At 70.6% G+C, this 17,613-nt stretch carries 17 protein-coding genes; 7 read left to right on the forward strand and 10 right to left on the reverse strand.

The window, feature by feature from the left end; all coding sequences use genetic code 11:
- Window positions 1-218: 218 nt before the first annotated feature.
- Together OG568_RS34600 and OG568_RS34605 are read right to left on the reverse strand one after the other, a co-directional pair.
- Window positions 219-704 carry a nuclear transport factor 2 family protein gene (locus OG568_RS34600; RefSeq protein ID WP_329534401.1) on the reverse strand — a complete coding sequence of 162 codons (486 nt, stop codon included), beginning with the start codon at window positions 702-704 and terminating at the stop codon, window positions 219-221.
- A 57-nt stretch (window positions 705-761) separates the two neighbouring features.
- Complete coding sequence (locus OG568_RS34605; protein ID WP_329534402.1) at window positions 762-1,799, reverse strand: MBL fold metallo-hydrolase; 1,038 nt, start codon at window positions 1,797-1,799, stop codon at window positions 762-764.
- Window positions 1,800-2,012: 213 nt separating this feature from the next.
- On the opposite strand from OG568_RS34605, the gene OG568_RS34610 reads away from it, so the two are divergent.
- Window positions 2,013-3,470, forward strand: coding sequence for an aldehyde dehydrogenase (locus OG568_RS34610; RefSeq protein ID WP_266582239.1), 1,458 nt, complete (start codon window positions 2,013-2,015; stop codon window positions 3,468-3,470).
- 2 nt (window positions 3,471-3,472) lie between these two features.
- A complete protein-coding gene (locus OG568_RS34615; RefSeq protein WP_266414332.1) occupies window positions 3,473-3,706 on the forward strand; it encodes a ferredoxin in 234 nt (77 codons plus the stop codon).
- Between the two features lie 318 nt (window positions 3,707-4,024).
- Here the strand turns inward: OG568_RS34615 and OG568_RS34620 are convergent, their stop codons facing one another.
- Window positions 4,025-4,666 (reverse strand): TetR family transcriptional regulator, encoded by a 642-nt coding sequence (locus OG568_RS34620; RefSeq protein WP_329534404.1) that lies wholly within the window; start codon window positions 4,664-4,666, stop codon window positions 4,025-4,027.
- 238 nt (window positions 4,667-4,904) lie between these two features.
- On the opposite strand from OG568_RS34620, the gene OG568_RS34625 reads away from it, so the two are divergent.
- Genes OG568_RS34625 through OG568_RS34635 form a run of 3 tightly spaced genes read left to right on the forward strand, consistent with a single transcriptional unit; the run spans window position 4,905 to window position 8,310 of the window.
- Window positions 4,905-6,506: a glycosyltransferase family 4 protein gene (locus tag OG568_RS34625; protein ID WP_329534405.1), complete on the forward strand. Its 1,602-nt coding sequence runs from the start codon at window positions 4,905-4,907 to the stop codon at window positions 6,504-6,506.
- A complete protein-coding gene (locus tag OG568_RS34630; RefSeq protein WP_266582236.1) occupies window positions 6,500-7,246 on the forward strand; it encodes a class I SAM-dependent methyltransferase in 747 nt (248 codons plus the stop codon). The genes OG568_RS34625 and OG568_RS34630 overlap by 7 nt, the downstream gene beginning before the upstream one ends.
- Window positions 7,243-8,310, forward strand: coding sequence for a prenyltransferase (locus OG568_RS34635; RefSeq protein WP_266414341.1), 1,068 nt, complete (start codon window positions 7,243-7,245; stop codon window positions 8,308-8,310). Before OG568_RS34630 ends, OG568_RS34635 begins: the two co-directional genes overlap by 4 nt.
- 52 nt (window positions 8,311-8,362) lie before the next feature.
- On the opposite strand, the gene OG568_RS34640 is transcribed toward OG568_RS34635, so the two are convergent.
- The gene (locus OG568_RS34640) at window positions 8,363-8,656 is read right to left on the reverse strand and encodes a hypothetical protein (protein ID WP_266414344.1); all 294 of its coding nucleotides are present in this window, start codon (window positions 8,654-8,656) and stop codon (window positions 8,363-8,365) included.
- 169 nt (window positions 8,657-8,825) lie between these two features.
- Here OG568_RS34640 and OG568_RS34645 point away from each other — a divergent pair, with 169 nt between their 5' ends.
- Window positions 8,826-9,392, forward strand: a complete 567-nt coding sequence (locus OG568_RS34645) for a hypothetical protein (RefSeq protein WP_329536543.1) — start codon at window positions 8,826-8,828, stop codon at window positions 9,390-9,392.
- 21 nt (window positions 9,393-9,413) lie between these two features.
- On the opposite strand, the gene OG568_RS34650 is transcribed toward OG568_RS34645, so the two are convergent.
- From OG568_RS34650 to OG568_RS34675, 6 genes are all read right to left on the reverse strand, one after another.
- The gene (locus tag OG568_RS34650; RefSeq protein WP_329534406.1) at window positions 9,414-10,424 is read right to left on the reverse strand and encodes an LLM class F420-dependent oxidoreductase; all 1,011 of its coding nucleotides are present in this window, start codon (window positions 10,422-10,424) and stop codon (window positions 9,414-9,416) included.
- A 140-nt stretch (window positions 10,425-10,564) separates the two neighbouring features.
- Window positions 10,565-11,386 (reverse strand): hypothetical protein, encoded by an 822-nt coding sequence (locus OG568_RS34655; RefSeq protein ID WP_329534407.1) that lies wholly within the window; start codon window positions 11,384-11,386, stop codon window positions 10,565-10,567.
- Window positions 11,387-11,547: 161 nt separating this feature from the next.
- Window positions 11,548-12,546, reverse strand: a complete 999-nt coding sequence (locus tag OG568_RS34660; protein WP_329534408.1) for an N-acetylmuramoyl-L-alanine amidase — start codon at window positions 12,544-12,546, stop codon at window positions 11,548-11,550.
- Between the two features lie 217 nt (window positions 12,547-12,763).
- Entirely contained in the window at window positions 12,764-13,081 is a 318-nt protein-coding gene (locus OG568_RS34665) for a hypothetical protein (RefSeq protein ID WP_329534409.1), read from the reverse strand.
- Window positions 13,082-13,293: 212 nt separating this feature from the next.
- Window positions 13,294-13,944 carry a class I SAM-dependent methyltransferase gene (locus OG568_RS34670; RefSeq protein WP_329534410.1) on the reverse strand — a complete coding sequence of 217 codons (651 nt, stop codon included), beginning with the start codon at window positions 13,942-13,944 and terminating at the stop codon, window positions 13,294-13,296.
- A gap of 519 nt (window positions 13,945-14,463) precedes the next feature.
- Window positions 14,464-16,203: an MFS transporter gene (locus OG568_RS34675; protein ID WP_329534411.1), complete on the reverse strand. Its 1,740-nt coding sequence runs from the start codon at window positions 16,201-16,203 to the stop codon at window positions 14,464-14,466.
- 205 nt (window positions 16,204-16,408) lie between these two features.
- Here OG568_RS34675 and OG568_RS34680 point away from each other — a divergent pair, with 205 nt between their 5' ends.
- Entirely contained in the window at window positions 16,409-17,602 is a 1,194-nt protein-coding gene (locus tag OG568_RS34680; RefSeq protein WP_329536544.1) for a lipid-transfer protein, read from the forward strand.
- Window positions 17,603-17,613: the final 11 nt, after the last annotated feature.

The raw sequence follows: 17,613 nt of genomic DNA on the forward strand, positions 1-17,613 counted from the left end.
TCTTGGCGTCCAAGGTGTCCAAGGTGTCCAAGGTGTTCTTGGTGTTCTCGTCGATCTTGCCGGCCCTGCTCCCTCGTGCCCATCACCCGACGATCTCCGAACATCGGCCGCCGCACCCTCACCAACAGGGAGTTGATCGCATCTCGTCGAAAGGTGCCCGGATCTGTCGTGGTGCCGACGCTCTTCTGCCCGAGTTCCCGGACAGCCGCCGGAGCCGGTCATGATCCGTCCAGGCTGGGGGTGGGGCCACCGAAGGGCAGGAACAGGGTGCGCGTGGAGAGGAGCCATTGCCCGTCGAGCTTGCGGAAGGTGTCCTCGATGGGGGTCCCCCCGCTCGAGCGAAGCCGAGAGTGGGGGAGGCCGATCTGGACGGGGGGTCCGGCCGGGACCATGCCGCCGGTGTGACCGTCGACGCGGTAGGTGGTGAAGTACGAGGTGGCCCGCGCCTCGGTCGGTGAGTCCACGGTGACCAGGACGTTCGCCATCATGCGGCGCGAGAGCCGGTCGGCGGGGCGCGCGCCGAAGTACGCGCGCAGTGCCGTCCGGCCCTCGACGAGCCGGTCGTCCGCCGGCCACCGCCAGACGCCGTCCTCGGTGAACAGCTCCGCGACGGAGGCGGGTTCGCCGAGGTCGAGGCGGTGGACGAAGTCGAGGACGAGGCGCTCGCAGGCGCGCTCGGCGAGAAGCCGTTCGAGAGGGTCCATGAGCTGTTGCTATCAGCTCCGGGCTTGCCCTCTCCAACGTATTGCAGCGCCACCGTGTTACAGCGCCACGTACGTCACCGGATCGCTCCCCGTCACCGCCTCCGCCCGGCCCAGTTTCACCAGGCGGCGCACATGGGCCTCGGCCTCCGACACCGCGATGTTGCGGGAGGCGAAGGGGATCTGGTCCCAGGGACGGTTCCACTCCATGCGCTCGGCGAGCTGCCAGGCGTTGAGCGGGGTCGACAGGAGGGCGAGCAGGCCGGTGAGCCGCTCCTCGTGGTGTGCGAGCAACTCCCTTACGCGGCCCGGCGCGTCGGTGAAGGCGTGCTGGTGGGCCGGGAGCACCTCGGCCGGGTTCAGGCGGCCGACGCGCTCCAGGGCGTCCAGGTAGTCGCCGAGAGGATCGGCGACGGTGGCGTCGTCGGGATCCTCGTACAGGCCGATGTGCGGAGTGATCCGCGGGAGCAGGTGGTCGCCGGAGAAGAGGCGGCCGTTGCCGGGGAGAGCGGCCGGGTGGGTCTCCTCCAGGTGGAGGCAGACGTGGCCGGGTGTGTGGCCGGGGGTCCAGATCGCGCGCAGGCGGCGGCCCGCCAGGTCCAGGAGTTCGCCGGGGACGATCTCACGGTCGGGGAGCGCGGGGGCGAAGGCGGGCAGACCGGTGGAGAGCCGGGCCGCGCGGGCCTCGCGCAGCAGGGCCACATGCTCCTCGGGGGCGCCCGAGGACGCCAGCTTGTCCGCCATGTAGGAGAACCAGCGCTCGGGCCGGTTCTCCCGGGTCCGCCGCACGATCGCGGTGTCCAGCGCGTGCATCGCGATCCACGCCCCGGACGCCTCCCGCACCTTGCCCGACAGACCGTGGTGGTCGGGGTGGTGGTGGGTGATGACCACGCCGTGCACCTCGGCGACGGAGACACCGCAGGCGGTGAGCCCGGCGGCGAGGGCGTCCCAGGAGGCCGGGTCGTCCCAGCCGGTGTCGATCAGCACGGGGCCCAGGTCGGTGTCGACCAGGTGGACCAGCGTCGTTCCGAGTGGGTTGTCCGGGATGGGGACGCTGATCGACCGTACGCCCCCGCCGTGATCGGTCACCTGCGTCATGGGTTCCCACCAATCGCCGTGTTGCCGCAACTATAACTAGAACCGATTCCATTGGGTGCTCGAACCAACCTTCACCCTCCGGCTCCTGCCCGTGGACTCCGCCGACGGGAGCTGGTATCAGTTCTCGTATCTGATGAAGCGTCAGATGAAGTGTCGGTTGAAGTGTCGGATGCAGTTCCGGTGTCGGGGAAGCCCCTCGGGGAGGCGGCGGTCATGGCCGAGCTCGTGGAACACGGACAGCTGTTCATCGGCGGGGAGTTGACGGACCCGCTGGGCAAGGACGTCATCGAGGTGATCTCGCCGCACACCGAAGAGGTCATCGGACGCGTCCCGCACGCGTCGACCGAGGACGTGGACCGGGCGGTCGCCGTCGCGCGCAAGGCGTTCGACGAAGGCCCCTGGCCCCGGATGAGCCTCGACGAGCGGATCGAGGTCGTCACCCGGATCAAGGACGGGATCGCGGTACGGCACGAGGAGATCGCCCGGGTCATCTCCTCCGAGAACGGCTCCCCGTACTCCTGGAGCGTCCTCGCGCAGGCCCTCGGCGCGATGATGGTGTGGGACGCGGCGCTCACGGTCGCGCGGAACTTCACGTACGAGGAGACGCGCGACGGCGTCCTCGGGCGGATCCTCGTCCGGCGCGAGCCGGTGGGCGTGGTCGCGGCCGTGGTGCCGTGGAACGTGCCGCAGTTCGTGGCGGCCGCCAAGCTCGCGCCCGCGCTGCTGACCGGCTGCACGGTCGTACTGAAGCCGTCGCCCGAATCGCCCCTGGACGCCTATCTGCTGGGCGAGATCGCGAAGGAGGCCGGGCTGCCGGAGGGTGTCCTGTCGATCCTTCCCGCCGACCGCGAGGTCAGCGAGTACCTGGTCGGACACCCCGGCATCGACAAGGTCTCCTTCACCGGGTCGGTCGCGGCCGGCCGGCGCGTGATGGAGGTGGCCTCGCGCAACCTCACCCGCGTGACGCTGGAGCTGGGCGGGAAGTCGGCGGCGGTGGTCCTGCCGGACGCGGACCTCGCCACCGCCGTCCCCGGGATCGTCTCGGCGGCCTGGATGAACAACGGGCAGGCCTGCGTCGCGCAGACCAGGATCCTGCTGCCGCGCTCGCGCTACGACGAGTTCGCGGACGCCTTCGCCGCCGCGGCGGGCGCGCTGGTCGTCGGGGACCCGCTGGACCCGGCCACCCAGGTCGGCCCGCTGGTCGCCAGGCGCCAGCAGCAGCGCAACCTCGACTACATCCGCATCGGCCAGGAGGAAGGCGCCAAGATCCTCACCGGCGGTGGCCGTCCGCATGGCCTCGACCGGGGCTGGTACGTCGAGCCGACCCTCTTCGGAGACGTCGACAACTCCATGCGGATCGCCCGGGAGGAGATCTTCGGGCCGGTGATCTGTCTCCTCCCGTACGGCGACGAGGACGAGGCCGTGAAGATCGCCAACGACTCCGACTACGGGCTGAGCGGCAGCGTCTGGACGGCGGACGTCGCGCACGGCATCGACGTCGCGCGGCAGGTCCGTACCGGCACGTACTCCGTGAACACCTTCAGCCTCGACATGCTCGGCCCCTTCGGCGGCTACAAGAACTCGGGGCTGGGCCGGGAGTTCGGACCCGAGGGGTACGGCGAGTTCCTGGAACACAAGATGATCCACCTGCCGGCCGGCTGGGAGGCGTGAGGATGGGCGACCGCTGGGGGGTCGAGGTCGACCGCTCCGTCTGCATCGGCTCCGCCCAGTGCGTCCACCGTGCCGGGGACGCCTTCCGGCTCGACACCGCCATGCAGTCCCACCCCGTCGAACCGGAGACCGACGCCAACGAGAAGATCCTGGAGGCGGCGGAGAGCTGTCCGGTGGAGGCGATCATGATCACGCTGCTGGGCAGCGGGGAGCCGGTGTTTCCACCGGAGGACTGAGGCGGGGACCGAGGCCGAGACCGAGGCCGGGCGCGGCCGCGAAAAAAGTCGAGAAAAACTTCCCTCTGGGTGGTTCCATCCGGCTATGGGCGTTCTATCCTGGTAGTGGCCTACGAGGCGAGTGAGGGAGTTCAACCGGAGTAGCCGACTTTGGCGAGAGGCAGCAACTTCCGCCGGGGCCGACGTCGACGGTCGGGCTGAGAGGCCTGAAGGTAGTAGTCGGACCGGAAGGCGACCTCCATCACCTGATCCGGACCATGCCGGCGAAGGGAACCCGTCTCGTAGGTTTTCGCATGCCTTCGTGAGCCGACGCCACGGCTACTTCTCGGCCGGCTCCGTCAGGTCGATCAGGCGGCACACCGTCTCGATGTCGATCTTGACCTGGGCGATCGAGGCACGGCCCGAGAGCCAGGTGATCAGGGCCGAGTGCCAGGTGTGCTCGATGACCCGGACCGCGGAGAGCTGGGCGGGGTTCGGGTCGTCCAGTCCCATCGCGTCCAGGATGATCACCGTGGTCTGCCGGGACACCTGGTCGACCTCGGGGCTCACACTGCGGTCCGCGAAGGTCAGCGCGCGGACCATGGCGTCGGCGAGGTGCGGCTCGCGCTGCAGGGCGCGGAAGGCCCGCATCAGCGTCTCCGCCACCCGCTCCGCCGCCGTGTCCCCGGCCGGCGGCTTCTTGCGGAGGGTGCCGTGCATGTGCTCCAACTGGTCCTGCATCGTGGCGACCAGCAGATGCACCTTCGACGGGAAGTAGCGGTACAGCGTGCCGAGGGCGACCTGCGAGGACTCCGCGACCTCGCGCATCTGCACCGCGTCGAAGCCGCCCCGGCTGGCCAACTGCGCGCTCGCGTGCAGGATCCGGCGGCGGCGTGCCTCCTGCCGCTCGGTGAGCGGGGGAGAGGCCGGCTGCGCGGCGGGTCGCGCGGACTTGGCTTCCACCTTGACTTCCGCAGGCATGGGTCCCGTTCCGTGGTTCAGCTGGAGGAGCGACGAGACAGCATGGCAGACACTTCCGTGGGTCAGAACACATTCGTCCCGACGCTTCCGTCGTGGCGCGGATCACCTGATCCACTGCTCACAGAGGCGCTACCTGCCGGTAGATTCAGTCCTCCTCGAACGATCAAGTCTGAAACTTGTTCTAGATTAGCGTCCCGACGTAATCTCGCGGGAATGTGCAGGGAGAAGGGGGCCGTAAGTGACCGCTGAGGCCATGGAGGCGGGCCCCGGAGTGGGTGCGGCCACGGACGGCGACGGACCGTTGCGCATCGCGCTCCTCACGTACAAGGGGAACCCGTTCTGCGGCGGTCAGGGCGTGTACGTACGGCACCTGTCACGCGAACTGGCCCGCCTCGGCCACCGGGTCGAGGTCATCGGCTCCCAGCCGTACCCCGTGCTGGACGAGAACCTCCCCGAGCTGGCCCAGCACCTCAGTCTCACGGAACTGCCCAGCCTCGACCTGTACCGCCAGCCGGACCCCTTCCGCACCCCCAAGCGCGAGGAGTTCCGCGACTGGATCGACGCGGTCGAGGTCGGCACGATGTGGACCGGCGGCTTCCCCGAACCGCTGACCTTCTCCCTGCGCGCCCGCCGCCATCTGCGCGCCCGCCGCGGGGACTTCGACGTGGTGCACGACAACCAGACGCTCGGGTACGGGCTGCTGGGCGACGTCGGCGCGCCCCTGGTCACCACCATCCACCACCCCATCACCGTCGACCGCCAGTTGGAGCTCGACGCGGCCGAGGGGCGTCGGCGCCGCGCGTCCGTACGCCGCTGGTACGCCTTCACGCGCATGCAGAAGCGCGTCGCGCGCCGCCTGCCGTCCGTGCTCACCGTCTCCGGCAGCTCGCAACAGGAGATCGTCGACCACCTGGGCGTCGACCAGGACCGTGTCCACGTCGTGCACATCGGCGCCGACACCGACCTCTTCTCGCCCGATCCGTCCGTGCCGCAGGTACCGGGCCGCATCGTCACCACGTCCAGCGCGGACGTCCCCCTCAAGGGCCTCATCCACCTCGTCGAGGCGCTCGCCAAGGTGCGCACCGAGCACCCCGGCGCGCATCTCGTGGTCGTCGGCAAGCGCGCCGAGGACGGCCCGGTCGCCCAGGCCATAGAGCGGTACGGCCTCGAGCGCGCCGTCGAGTTCGTCAAGGGCATCTCGGACGCGGAACTCGTCGACCTCGTACGGTCCGCCGAGGTCGCCTGCGTGCCCTCGCTGTACGAGGGGTTCTCCCTGCCCGCCGCCGAGGCGATGGCCACGGGGACGCCGCTGGTGGCCACCACCGGCGGGGCGATCCCGGAGGTCGCCGGACCCGACGGCGAGACCTGCCTCGCGGTTCCGCCCGGCGACTCGGGGGCGCTGGCCGCCGCGCTGAGCCGGGTGCTGGGCGACCCGGAACTGCGGGTCCGGCTCGGCGCCGCCGGACGCGCGCGGGTGCTGGACCGTTTCACCTGGGCCCGCGCCGCCGAGGGCACGGTGGCCCACTACCGGGAGGCGATGGCCCTCGCGGCGGCCAGGACCCCGGGCCGCGCCGCGGCCCCGACTCCCGTCCGCCCCGCGCCCGCCAAGACCACCACCGACCGGACGGACGGCACGCCGCCCGCCGCCACGGCAGCCCCCGCCACCGCGCCGGTCGTCCCCGTGTCGGGCCCGGCCGTGTCGAGCGCCGCCGCGTCGGACGGCGCCACGGTCGCCGCGGGCACCGTCGCGGGCGGTGTTCCCACCCACGGCCCCGTAGATTTCGGCCCGGCGACGGGCGTCACCCCCACCTCCGACCGTGAAAGCAGGGCCACGTGCTGACCGTCGACTTCTCCCGGTTCCCGCTCGCCCCGGGCGACCGCGTACTGGACCTCGGATGCGGTGCCGGCCGGCACGCGTTCGAGTGCTACCGGCGCGGCGCCCAGGTCGTCGCGCTGGACCAGAACGGCGAGGAGATCCGCGAGGTCGCCAAGTGGTTCGCGGCGATGAAGGAGGCGGGCGAGGCCCCGGCCGGCGCCACCGCGACCGCGATGGAGGGCGACGCGCTCGCACTGCCCTTCCCCGACGCCTCCTTCGACGTCGTGATCATCTCCGAGGTCATGGAGCACATCCCGGACGACAAGGGCGTCCTCGCCGAGATGGTGCGCGTGCTGAAGCCGGGCGGGCGCATAGCGATCACCGTGCCGCGCTACGGCCCGGAGAAGGTCTGCTGGGCGCTGTCCGACGCGTACCACGAGGTCGAGGGCGGCCACATCCGCATCTACAAGGCGGACGAACTGCTGGGCAAGATGAAGGAGGCCGGGCTCAAGCCGTACGGCACCCATCACGCCCACGCCCTGCACAGCCCCTACTGGTGGCTGAAGTGCGCCTTCGGCGTCGACAACGACAAGGTGCTGCCCGTGCGGGCGTACCACAAGCTGCTGGTCTGGGACATCATGAAGAAGCCCCTGGCCACCCGGGTCGCCGAGAACGCGCTGAACCCGCTGATCGGCAAGAGCTTCGTGGCGTACGCGACCAAGCCCCACCTGCCCCTCGACACCGCCGCGGTGGACGCTTCGTGACCACGCCCCGGACAGAACACCTCGTCCTGCCCGGGGTCCTCACCGCCGAGGAGGCCGCCGCCACGGTGCGGGCCATCCTCGGGGTGCAGCGACCCGACGGCGCCATACCGTGGTTCCGCGGGCACCACCTCGACCCGTGGGACCACACCGAGGCGGCCATGGCACTGGACGCGGCGGGGGAGCACGAGGCGGCCGAGCGGGCGTACGACTGGCTGGCCCGGCACCAGAACCAGGACGGATCCTGGTACGCGGCCTACGCCGACGGGGACGCGGACGACGTCACCGACCGCGGCCGGGAGACCAACTTCTGCGCCTACATCGCGGTCGGCGTCTGGCACCACTACCTCGCCACCGGCGACGACACCTTCCTCGACCGGATGTGGCCCGCGGTCTACGCGGCCGTGGAGTTCGTGCTGCGCCTCCAGCAGCCCGGCGGGCAGATCGGCTGGAAGCGCGAGGACGACGGCACGGCGGTCGAGGACGGCCTGCTGACCGGGAGTTCGTCCATCCACCACGCGCTGCGCTGCGCGCTCGCCATTGCCGAGCAACGCGAAGAGCCGCAGCCCGACTGGGAGTTGGCGGTCGGCGCGCTGCGGCACGCGATCCGCAGGCACCCCGAGCGGTTCCTCGACAAGGACCGCTACTCGATGGACTGGTACTACCCGGTGCTCGGCGGCGCGTTGACCGGCGCCGAGGCCAAGTCCCGGATAGCGGAGGGCTGGGACCGCTTCGTGGTCCCCGGGCTCGGCGTCCGCTGTGTCGTCCCCAACCCGTGGGTGACCGGCGGAGAGTCGGCCGAACTCGCCCTGGCGCTGTGGGCCGTGGGCGAGTCCGACCGTGCCCTGGAGATCCTCCAGTCCATCCAGCACCTGCGCGACCCGAAGACGGGCCTCTACTGGACGGGCTACGTCTTCGACGCCCGGACGATCTGGCCCGAGGAACTCACCAGCTGGACGGCCGGCTCGCTGCTCCTCGCCGTCGCCGCGCTCGGCGGCGACGAGCCGACCTGCGCGGTCTTCGGCGGCGAGCGTCTGCCGCCGGGACTCGAAGCGGAGTGCTGCTGAGCTCTGTCGGCAGCCGGGCGGGGAGCCCTGTTCGCAGCCGGGCGGTGCCGGCTCAGTGGCGGTGCATGCGGTTGGCGATGGCGTGGCCGATGAACAGGTACACGACGGCGGCCAGGCCGTAACCCGCGACCACGCGTGCCCACGCCCTGTCGAAGGTGAACAGGTCGCGGGACCAGCCGGCCAGCCAGCTCGCCGCGTCGTGGACGAACTGAACCAGGTCGTTGGCCCGGTTCGCGTCCAGGAGGTACATCAGGATCCACAGGCCGAGGATGACGGCCATCACGTCGGCGACGATCGCGATGACCGTGCCCGCTTGGTTGGAACCGTTGCGATATCGAGGGGACATGCCCTCCGGGTTGCCGCGTATCCAGGGATGAAACCCGCGGGGGGCGGAACCCGAACGCGTCGCTCGAGTGGCGCGGCGACCGCGTTCGGGTGAGCCTGCTGGAAGAGCCGGTCTCCCGGAAACGGGAGAACCGTTCCCTTCCCCGGAGGACCTCGTGCCCGTACCGATCGTGCCCGTACCGATACGGCGCCTCGTCGTGGCGCTCACCGTCTGTTGCGCCCTGCTCGGCGGCGCCACGGCCTGCGGCAGTGGCAGCAGGGCCACCAAGGACACCGCCGCCGTCGCGGCGGCCGCCGCCACCCCGTCCAGCAGCAGCACCGTGGAGAAACAGAAGCTCTCCAAGACCCGCTTCGTGGCGAACGCGGGCCTCGCCGCCGGAGCCACCTACCAGTGGATCGTGAAGCCTTGGAAGGCCGGCAAGTTCAAGAAGGGCGCCAAGGGCCGCAAACTCGCCCTGGTCAAGGCGGCCCTCGCCGGCACGTTCGCGTACAACCGGCTCAAGGCCGCGAAGAGGAACGCCGAGGGCGACCCCACTCTCTCCAAGGCTCTCGCCCCGCTCAGCGCCGGCATCGACTCCCTCAAGAACCTGCCGTCCAAGCTCCGCAAGGGCGACTCGACGGACGAGACCGCGGGTTCCTTCGACGACATCATCAACAAGGTGAAGGAAGCGGGCAAGAGCGCGGGCGCCCCGGTCACCGACAAGGTGCCGTCTTCCTCGCAGCTGGCCAAGGGCTGAGCCCCGATCGCCTTGCCGTGCCTAGGAGTTGAGCTCGGCGAGAACTCGTAGCGAGTGAGGGTCCGGTGACAGCGCCAGCAGGTCTGTCACCGGGCCCTTGCGCCACAGCTCCAGCCGCTCGGCGATGCGTTCACGCGGCCCGACGAGGGAGATCTCGTCGGCGAAGGCGTCCGGGACGGCGAGCACCGCTTCCTGGCGGCGTCCGGCGAGGAACAGCTCCTGGATGAGCCGGGCCTCCTCCTCGAACCCCATCCGTGCCATCAGATCGGCGTGGAAGTTGCGCGCCGCGTGGCCCATACCGCCGATGTAGAAGCCGAGCATCGCCTTCACGGGCAGCAGTCCCTCGGCGACGTCGTCGCAGACCCGGACATGGGCCATGGGCGCGACGAGGAAGCCGGCGGGCAGATCGCTCAGCGCGGCCTCGTAGGCCCCCGGGCGGGTCGGCGACCAGTACAGCGGCAGCCAGCCGTCCGCGATCCGGGTCGTCTGCGCGATGTTCTTCGGCCCCTCGGCGCCGAGCAGGATCGGCAGGTCGGCGCGGAGCGGATGCGTGATCGGCTTCAGCGGCTTGCCGAGCCCGGTGCCGTCGTCGCCCCGGTAGGGATGCTGGTGGAAGCGGCCGTCGAGCTCGACCGGCCCCTCCCGCCTGAGGACCTGGCGTACGACATCGACGTACTCCCGGGTCGCGGTCAGCGGCGACTTCGGGAACGGACGCCCGTACCAGCCCTCCACGACCTGCGGCCCCGACAGCCCGAGGCCGAGCATCACGCGCCCGCCCGAGAGATGGTCGAGGGTGAGGGCGTGCATCGCGGTGGTGGTGGGGGAGCGGGCGGCCATCTGCGCCACGGCCGTGCCGAGCCGGATGCGGGTCGTGTGCGCGGCGATCCAGGTCAGCGGGGTGAAGACGTCCGAGCCCCAGGACTCGGCGGTCCACACGGAGTGATACCCGAGCCGCTCCGCCTCCTGGGCGAGCGGCAGATGGTCCGCGGAGGGACCGCGCCCCCAGTAGCCGAGTGCGAGGCCGAGCCGCATGAACCCTCCAGGAGTTAGGTTCTGACGATGCGTCAGTCATGCGTCAGTCACGTGCACGCGCCAGCCGACTGTACGGCAACGGCCCCCCGCCCGGAAGGACGAGGGGCCGTGGGAGGCCGCATGGGAGCGGACGCGGCAGGTCAGCCGCGCTGGATCCCCGAGGTGTCCTGCAGCACACCGCGACGGCCGTCCTGCGTCTGCGCCACCAGGTTCGCACCGCGCTGCTCCACGGCCAGATACCAGGTGCCCGGCGCGAGTTCGGCGATCGGCGCCTGCGAACCGTCCTCCGAGAACAGCGGACGCGGCACCGGCACGGCGAACCAGAACGGCGAGAAGTCAGCGGCGGGCGGCTGTGCCTGCGGGGTCGGCGCCTGCTGCGGCTGGCTGGGCTGACCGCCGAACACCTGCCCCTGCTGCGGCTGACCACCGAAGGACTGACCCGGCTGCTGGGCACCGGGGTAGCCGTAACCCGCGGGCGGCTGGGCGCCGTAGGGCTGGGGCGCGGCAGGCTTGGGGGCGGGCACGAGCGCGGCCTGCAGGGCCGGGACGAGGGGGGTGGCGATCGCGGCGCCGGCCATGATCAGCGTCGCGATGAAGGCGAGGATGAGGCCGCTGCCGGCGCTGACATTGTCCCCGCTGGCGGCGCCGCCCACCGGGTCGAAGAGGTTCCCGAGCGCGCTCCACGCGGCGAATACCGTGAAGGCGACGCCGAACTGACCGAGGTCGAGTCCGACGATCTTGGGTACCTGCGGCAGGCCGTGGGAGACGACGACCAGTGCGGCCCCGATTATGCCGGCCAGGACCACGCTCAGCAGGAGCGGCCCGTTCGACCAGGCGCTGGGGATGTCGACGCTGCTCGAGACCCCGTCGACCGAAAAATTGTCGAGGAACGACGCGATGAACAGCAATACCGCTGCTCCGATCACCACGCCGTCGCCTCGAGTGAGGGAGCGGATATTCACTTCAGGTCCTTCGTCAGTCGTCTCGTCGTCGGTGGAGGCGTCGCTGACACCATGTCGCCGTCAGGCCCTGGTGTGAAGCGCTCGGGGGGTGGCCCCTCATCGTAGGGGCGACACTATCGCCCGTCCGATCAGGGTGTCCGTCGGGTTCGATGCGCCGATCACTACCCGCGCAGGAAACTCACGATTCCCTCAGAGATCCCACGCGCGGCCTTCTGCCGCCATCCGCCACTGGTCAGCAACGCGGCGTCCTTGCTGTCGCGCATGTTGCCGCACTCGATGAACACCTTCGGAACCGTTGACAGATTGAGACCGCCGAGATCACTGCGGACGTCGAGTCCGGTGCCGCCGCCGACGTAGTTGGAGGGCGCGCTGCCGGTGTCGCGGACGAAGTTGCCCGCGATGCGCTCGCCCAGATCGCGGGACGGGGCGACGATCGCGCGGGTGTCGGCGGCGCCGGAGTGGACGGACGCGGGAAGGATGACGTGGAAGCCGCGGTTGCCGGCCGCGGAGCCGTCCGCGTGGATGGAGACGACCGCGTCGGCGTGCGCGCTGTTGCCGATCCGGGCCCGCTCGTCGACGCACGGGCCCCAGGAACGGTCGCCGTCCTGGGTCAACTTCACCGTGGCGCCCTCCTGTTGCAGCAGCGTGCGCAGCCGGCGGGCGACGTCGAGCGTGAACCGGGCCTCCGAGTAACCCGCGTTGGTCGACGTGCCGGTCGTGTCGCATTCCTTCCAGTTCGTGCCGATGTTCACCTTGCGGTTGATGTCGGCCGAGTGCTGGAAGTTGCCGGGGTTGTGGCCCGGGTCGATGACGACGACCTTGCCCTTGAGGGGGCCCGCGGCGGCGGGCAGGTCCGAGGCGGCGGGAGTGGCGGGGCCGGAGAGGGTCGAGCTCGGCGGCTTGCCGTCGTCCGTCCCGGACGCGGTCGGTGTCCGCGCCGCGGAGGAGGACCCTGGTGCCGCGGACGAGGACCCGGGTGCGCCGGCCGAGGCGGTCGACCGGGCCGACGTACTGCCTCCGCCGCCCGAGTCCCCCACCGCCTGCCACACCAGCCACCCCACCAGCGCCCCAGGCACCAGCGCGGCGACCGCCACGGTCATCGGCCCGCGCCGGGAACGGCGGGGGCCGGGAGGATCGAAGTCAGGGCCTACGTACGACACGCCTGCCACCCTAGCGGCCGTCCGTGGTGTCCACACGGTCCATGGAGAGTGCGGAACGGGCGCGCCGGAGCCTCGGGGATCGGCTCCGGCCGCTGGGTCTGTGAGACATGTGTGAGACGGCGGAGAACTTGCAGAGGCTCAGTGGCGCGGCAGTGGGCAGTGACTGATGAGCTGCCGAACAGTCGCCCGCACCACACGCATCGAACCTCCGGCGGGCTTAGCAGTAGCGGTCTTCGGCCCGGGTGAACCCGGCGCTGAAGCCATCGCTGTAGCCGCGGACGTAGTCGCCCTTGGAGTGGCTCCATCCATACCTGCCGCCGTGCTTACGGCAGTCGTCTCTGGCATCCGCATAGCCGTCCCGGAAGCCATCCTTGAAGCCCTGCCGGTACTCACGTTGACCAGAAACGGATGCAGGCGCACTCGCGTGGGTCTCGTTCGGCGTGGCCGCCGAAGCCTGCGGCAGGCCAACCGGAGCGAGGGCGAGAATGAGGGTCGAGCCCAAGATAACGGAGCGCTTCCAGTGTCTGGCGTTCACGGCCTTGCCCCTTAGTCATATAGGCCGAATACGGTCATTACTACTCTAATCACCCTGATGGACCTTGCAACTTGAGGCTTGTCCGCGTGAGCAATATCATGCAGCGCCTCGGCGCCCTGGCCTGATGGGATGTCAGCCAGGGGTGCTCTCGCGAAGACTGGCTCGCGCCCGTGTACTGCGGCACGTGCCGGAACACGGCGCCGACCGCGCTCTCAGATCCCCGCTCCCGTTCGCCGCAGCACGCGCAGTGAGTCGGTCGCCGAGATCTCGGTGAACGCGCCGGACTCCAGGGCCCGGAGGTAGACGCGGTAGGGGGCCTGGCCGGTGAACTCGTCGGCCGGGTCGGGGAACACGTCGTGGATCAGGAGAAGGCCGCCCTCGGCGACATGCGGCGCCCAGCCCTCGTAGTCGCCGGAGGCGTGCTCGTCCGTGTGGCCTCCGTCGATGAAGACGAAACCGAGGGGCGAGCGCCAGAAGGCGGCGATCTGCGGCGAGCGGCCGACCATCGCGACCACCTGGTCCTCCAGGCCCGCCTTGTGGAGGGTGCGGCGGAAGGTGGGAAGGGTGTCCATCCGGCCGATCTCGGGGTCGACCGTGGCCGGGTCGTGGTACTCCCAGCCGGGCTGCTGCTCCTCGCTGCCCCGGTGGTGGTCGACGGTGATCGCCGTCACACCGGCCGCGCACGCCGCGTCCGCGAGCAGGATCGTGGAGCGCCCGCAGTACGTGCCGACCTCCAGGAGGGGCAGTTGGAGCCGGCCCGCCTCGACCGCGGCCTCGTACAGCGCGAGCCCCTCACGAAGTGGCATAAACCCCTTCGCGGCCTCGAAGGCGGCCAGGATCTCCGGCTTGGGTGCCGCGGGCATGGGGTCCTCCATCGGGTGCGAACGACAGCGCCGCACGTCTGCCTGTGCGAGTCCGCGTGTACGTGACTGTGAGCGCCCCATGGTGCACCACACCGTTCCTGGACAGTGGGTGGGGGTGAGTCCGTCCACTGGCACGCCCCGAACGGTCTTGGGCGTACTGGTCCCCGGCGTACTCGACCCCGGGGCGGCGACACGCATCCTGTGCGTGGTCCGATCCCGGGAGGCCAGTTCCCTGCGCGACCTGGCCATGTGGATACGGTCAGAGGCGACGGGGAGGCCCTGAACCATCACTCCGGTGGAGCAGGGGCCCCGCACGCTGGCACCGTACCCGGCGTCCCAGATCGCACGATCACGTTAACCCGATCGGCCCAGGGCGCCGCAAGCCCGGAAGCCGACCATCACACGATCGAGTTAAACCGACCTCATGCACCCTTTTCGGAGAGCAGTTGACACCCCCGCCGCATCGGCGACGAGGGTGTGGGTGTGGGTGGGCTCGTACCTGCGCCGAAACGGTCGCGCCTACGCCGAGACCGTCGCGCTCGGCAGTGCGAGGTCCAGCTCGACCGGGCGGTCGTCGCCCGAGTGGGTCGCCGAGGAGGCGAGCGGGCCGTGGCCCGGCGCCCTGGCGGCGAGGACGTACGCGCCCTCGGCGGGCACGGCGAGCGCGTAGCTGCCGTCCGCCTCGGAGAGCGTGGCGCCCGCCTGGCGGCCGCGCCGGTCGATCAGGGTGACCTTGGCCCGGGCGACCGTGCTGCCGTCGGAGTCCAGCACCCGGCCGCGGAAGCCTCCGAGTATCTCGTGGGCGCGCTCCAGAGCCGCGTCCTCCTCGCTGCTCGCGCGCAGCTGCGGCTTGGTCGCCTGGCGGCGGCCCGGCAGCAGCAGGGCGAAGAGCAGACCGACGGCGACCGCGCCGGTGGCGATCAGGAAGGAGACCCGGAAGCCGTGCATGGTCGGGACCTCGAGGCCGCCGACGTCGTTCGCCGTGTTGGCGAGCACCATGCCGATGACGGCGCTGGAGACCGACGTACCGATCGAGCGCATCAGCGTGTTGAGGCCGTTGGCCGCGCCCGTCTCCGAGGCCGGGACGGAGCCGACGATCAGCGCGGGCAGCGAGGAGTAGGCGAGGCCGATGCCCGCGCCCAGGACCACCGAGATCACGATGGTCTGCCAGGCGGCGCTCATCAGGCCGAGGCCGGCGCCGTAGCCGATCCCGATGATCAGCATGCCGAGGATCAGGGTGACCTTGGGGCCGTACTTGGCGGAGATCCGGGCGTAGACCGGGGCGGTGAGCATCATCGTCAGACCGAGCGGCGCCACGCACAGACCCGCGACCACCATCGACTGGCCGAGGCCGTAGCCGGTGGCCTTCGGCAGCTGGAGCAGCTGCGGCAGGACGAGGGAGACGACGTAGAAGGAGACGCCGACCATGATCGAGGCGAGGTTGGTGAAGAGCACCGAGCGGCGGACGGTGGTGCGCAGGTCGACCAGCGGCGCCTTCACGCGCAGCTCCATCACGCCCCACAGCAGGAGGACGACCGCCGCCGCGCCGAACAGGCCGAGCGTGGTGGTCGAGGTCCAGCCCCAGTCGCTGCCCTTGGTGATCGGCAGCAGGAAGAGGACGAGGCCCGCGGAGAGGCCGATCGCGCCCAGTACGTCGAAGGTGCCCTCGGCGCGCATCGGGGACTCCGGTACGGCGACGAGGGTCAGGACGATCGAGACGGCGCCGAGACCGGCGGCGAGGAAGAAGAGGGCGTGCCAGTCGGCGTGCTGCGCGACCAGGGCCGCGACCGGCAGCGCGAGTCCGCCGCCGACGCCGATCGAGGAGCTCATCAGGGCCATCGCCGAGCCGAGCTTCTCGCGGGGCAGCATGTCGCGCATCAGGCCGATGCCGAGGGGGATCGCGCCCATGGCGAAGCCTTGCAGGGCACGGCCGACGATCATCACCAGCAGTTGGCTGGTGAAACCGGCTATGAGCGAGCCCACGACCATCACGGACAGGCTCGCGAGCAGCATCCGCCGCTTGCCGTAGAGGTCACCGAGCCGGCCCATGATCGGCGTCGCGACGGCTCCCGCGAGCAGCGTCGAGGTCATCACCCAGGTGGCGTTGCTGGGTGCGGTGCCCAGCAGCTCCGGCAGGTCCTTGATGACCGGAACGAGCAGGGTCTGCATCACCGCGACAACGATGCCCGCGAAGGCCAGTACCGGCACGATCGCGCCGCCGGGCCTCCGGGTGGGCTGGTCGGTCGTCGTGTGCGTCATTGCGTGAGGCCTCCAGGCCAAAAGAGAGAGGGAGGGAGGAGCAGGGGGTGGTCGATCCGTGCGGGATACGTGCAAGAGGAACCCGGTGTGCCCAGGCAACTATTCCGATGCTTCGGCGTACTAACGAAATCTTGACCTTCCCGTGAGGATCTGATCCGGCGTCAGGTCTGGTGAGTAAATGAAACGTGTTCTAGCCTTGCGCGCCATGAAGGCCTACGTCGCCGGGGTCGGGATGACCAGGTTCGAGAAGCCCGAGACCCGTGAATGGCAGTACTGGGACATGGCGAGGGAGGCGGGGAGCGCTGCGCTCGCGGATGCCGGGATCACGTACGCCGAGGTGGAACAGGTTCCTGTCGGCTACTGTTTCCAGCCCTCGACCGCCGGCCAGCGCGCCGCGTACGAACTCGGCCTGACCGGCGTTCCCGTCTACAACGTCAACAACAACTGCGCCACCGGATCGAGCGCGCTGATGCTGGCGCGGCAGTTCGTCGAGGGCGGGGTCGCGGACTGCGTACTGGCACTGGGCTTCGAGAAGATGAAGCGCGGGGCGCTGGGGGGCGGGGCGGACGGGGGAGACTTCTCGACGTCCCCGGTGGCCCGCCACTACGGCGTCATGGCCGCCCGGCACGGCTTCGAGATGTCCCCGCCCACCGCGCAGATCTTCGGCGACGCGGCGCGCGAGCACATGGAGAAGTACGGGACCACCGAGGCGCAGCTCGCCGCCGTCGGCGCCAAGAACCACCGCCACTCGGCGAACAATCCGTACGCCCAGTTCCAGGACGTGTACGGGGTCGACGAGATCGTCGCCGCCCGGGTCGTGCACCGGCCGCTGACGAAGCTCCAGTGCTCGCCCACCTCGGACGGGGCCGCCGCCGCGGTCGTCGTGTCCGAACGGTTCGTGGAGCGCCATGAGCTGGCGGAGCGGGCCGTCGAGATCGTCGCGCAGGCCATGACCACCGACACCGAGGAGTCCTTCGCCTCCGGCTCCTGCGTCGACGTCGTCGGACAGCCGATGTCACGGGAGGCCGCACGCCAGGTGTACGAGCGGTCGGGACTCGGCATCGACGACGTGGACGTCGTGGAACTGCACGACTGCTTCTCCATCAACGAGCTGCTGACGTACGAGGCGCTCGGGATGTGCGAGGAGGGGGAGTCCGGCAAGCTCGTCGAGTCGGGGGCCACGACGTACGGCGGGCGGTGGGTGGTGAACCCGTCCGGCGGGCTGATCTCCAAGGGGCATCCGCTGGGGGCGACCGGGATCGCCCAAGTGGCCGAGCTGGTGTGGCAGTTGAGGGGAGAGGCGGGGCCCCGGCAGGTGGCGGGCGCGAGGGTCGGGCTCGCCCACAACATCGGGCTCGGCGGGGCGGCGGTGGTCACGCTGCTGCGGGCGACGGGCTGAGCCGAGGCCCG

This window comes from Streptomyces sp. NBC_01450 (assembly GCF_036227505.1).
GTDB lineage: Bacteria > Actinomycetota > Actinomycetes > Streptomycetales > Streptomycetaceae > Streptomyces.

Coding starts and splice junctions, on each gene's coding strand:
- OG568_RS34600 (WP_329534401.1), bottom strand. CDS start 704: ATGGACCCTCTCGAACGGCTTCTCGCCGAGCGCGCCTGCGAGCGCCTC.
- OG568_RS34605 (WP_329534402.1), bottom strand. CDS start 1,799: ATGACGCAGGTGACCGATCACGGCGGGGGCGTACGGTCGATCAGCGTC.
- OG568_RS34610 (WP_266582239.1), top strand. CDS start 2,013: ATGGCCGAGCTCGTGGAACACGGACAGCTGTTCATCGGCGGGGAGTTG.
- OG568_RS34615 (WP_266414332.1), top strand. CDS start 3,473: ATGGGCGACCGCTGGGGGGTCGAGGTCGACCGCTCCGTCTGCATCGGC.
- OG568_RS34620 (WP_329534404.1), bottom strand. CDS start 4,666: ATGCCTGCGGAAGTCAAGGTGGAAGCCAAGTCCGCGCGACCCGCCGCG.
- OG568_RS34640 (WP_266414344.1), bottom strand. CDS start 8,656: ATGTCCCCTCGATATCGCAACGGTTCCAACCAAGCGGGCACGGTCATC.
- OG568_RS34650 (WP_329534406.1), bottom strand. CDS start 10,424: ATGCGGCTCGGCCTCGCACTCGGCTACTGGGGGCGCGGTCCCTCCGCG.
- OG568_RS34670 (WP_329534410.1), bottom strand. CDS start 13,944: ATGCCCGCGGCACCCAAGCCGGAGATCCTGGCCGCCTTCGAGGCCGCG.
- OG568_RS34675 (WP_329534411.1), bottom strand. CDS start 16,203: ATGACGCACACGACGACCGACCAGCCCACCCGGAGGCCCGGCGGCGCG.
- OG568_RS34680 (WP_329536544.1), top strand. CDS start 16,409: ATGAAGGCCTACGTCGCCGGGGTCGGGATGACCAGGTTCGAGAAGCCC.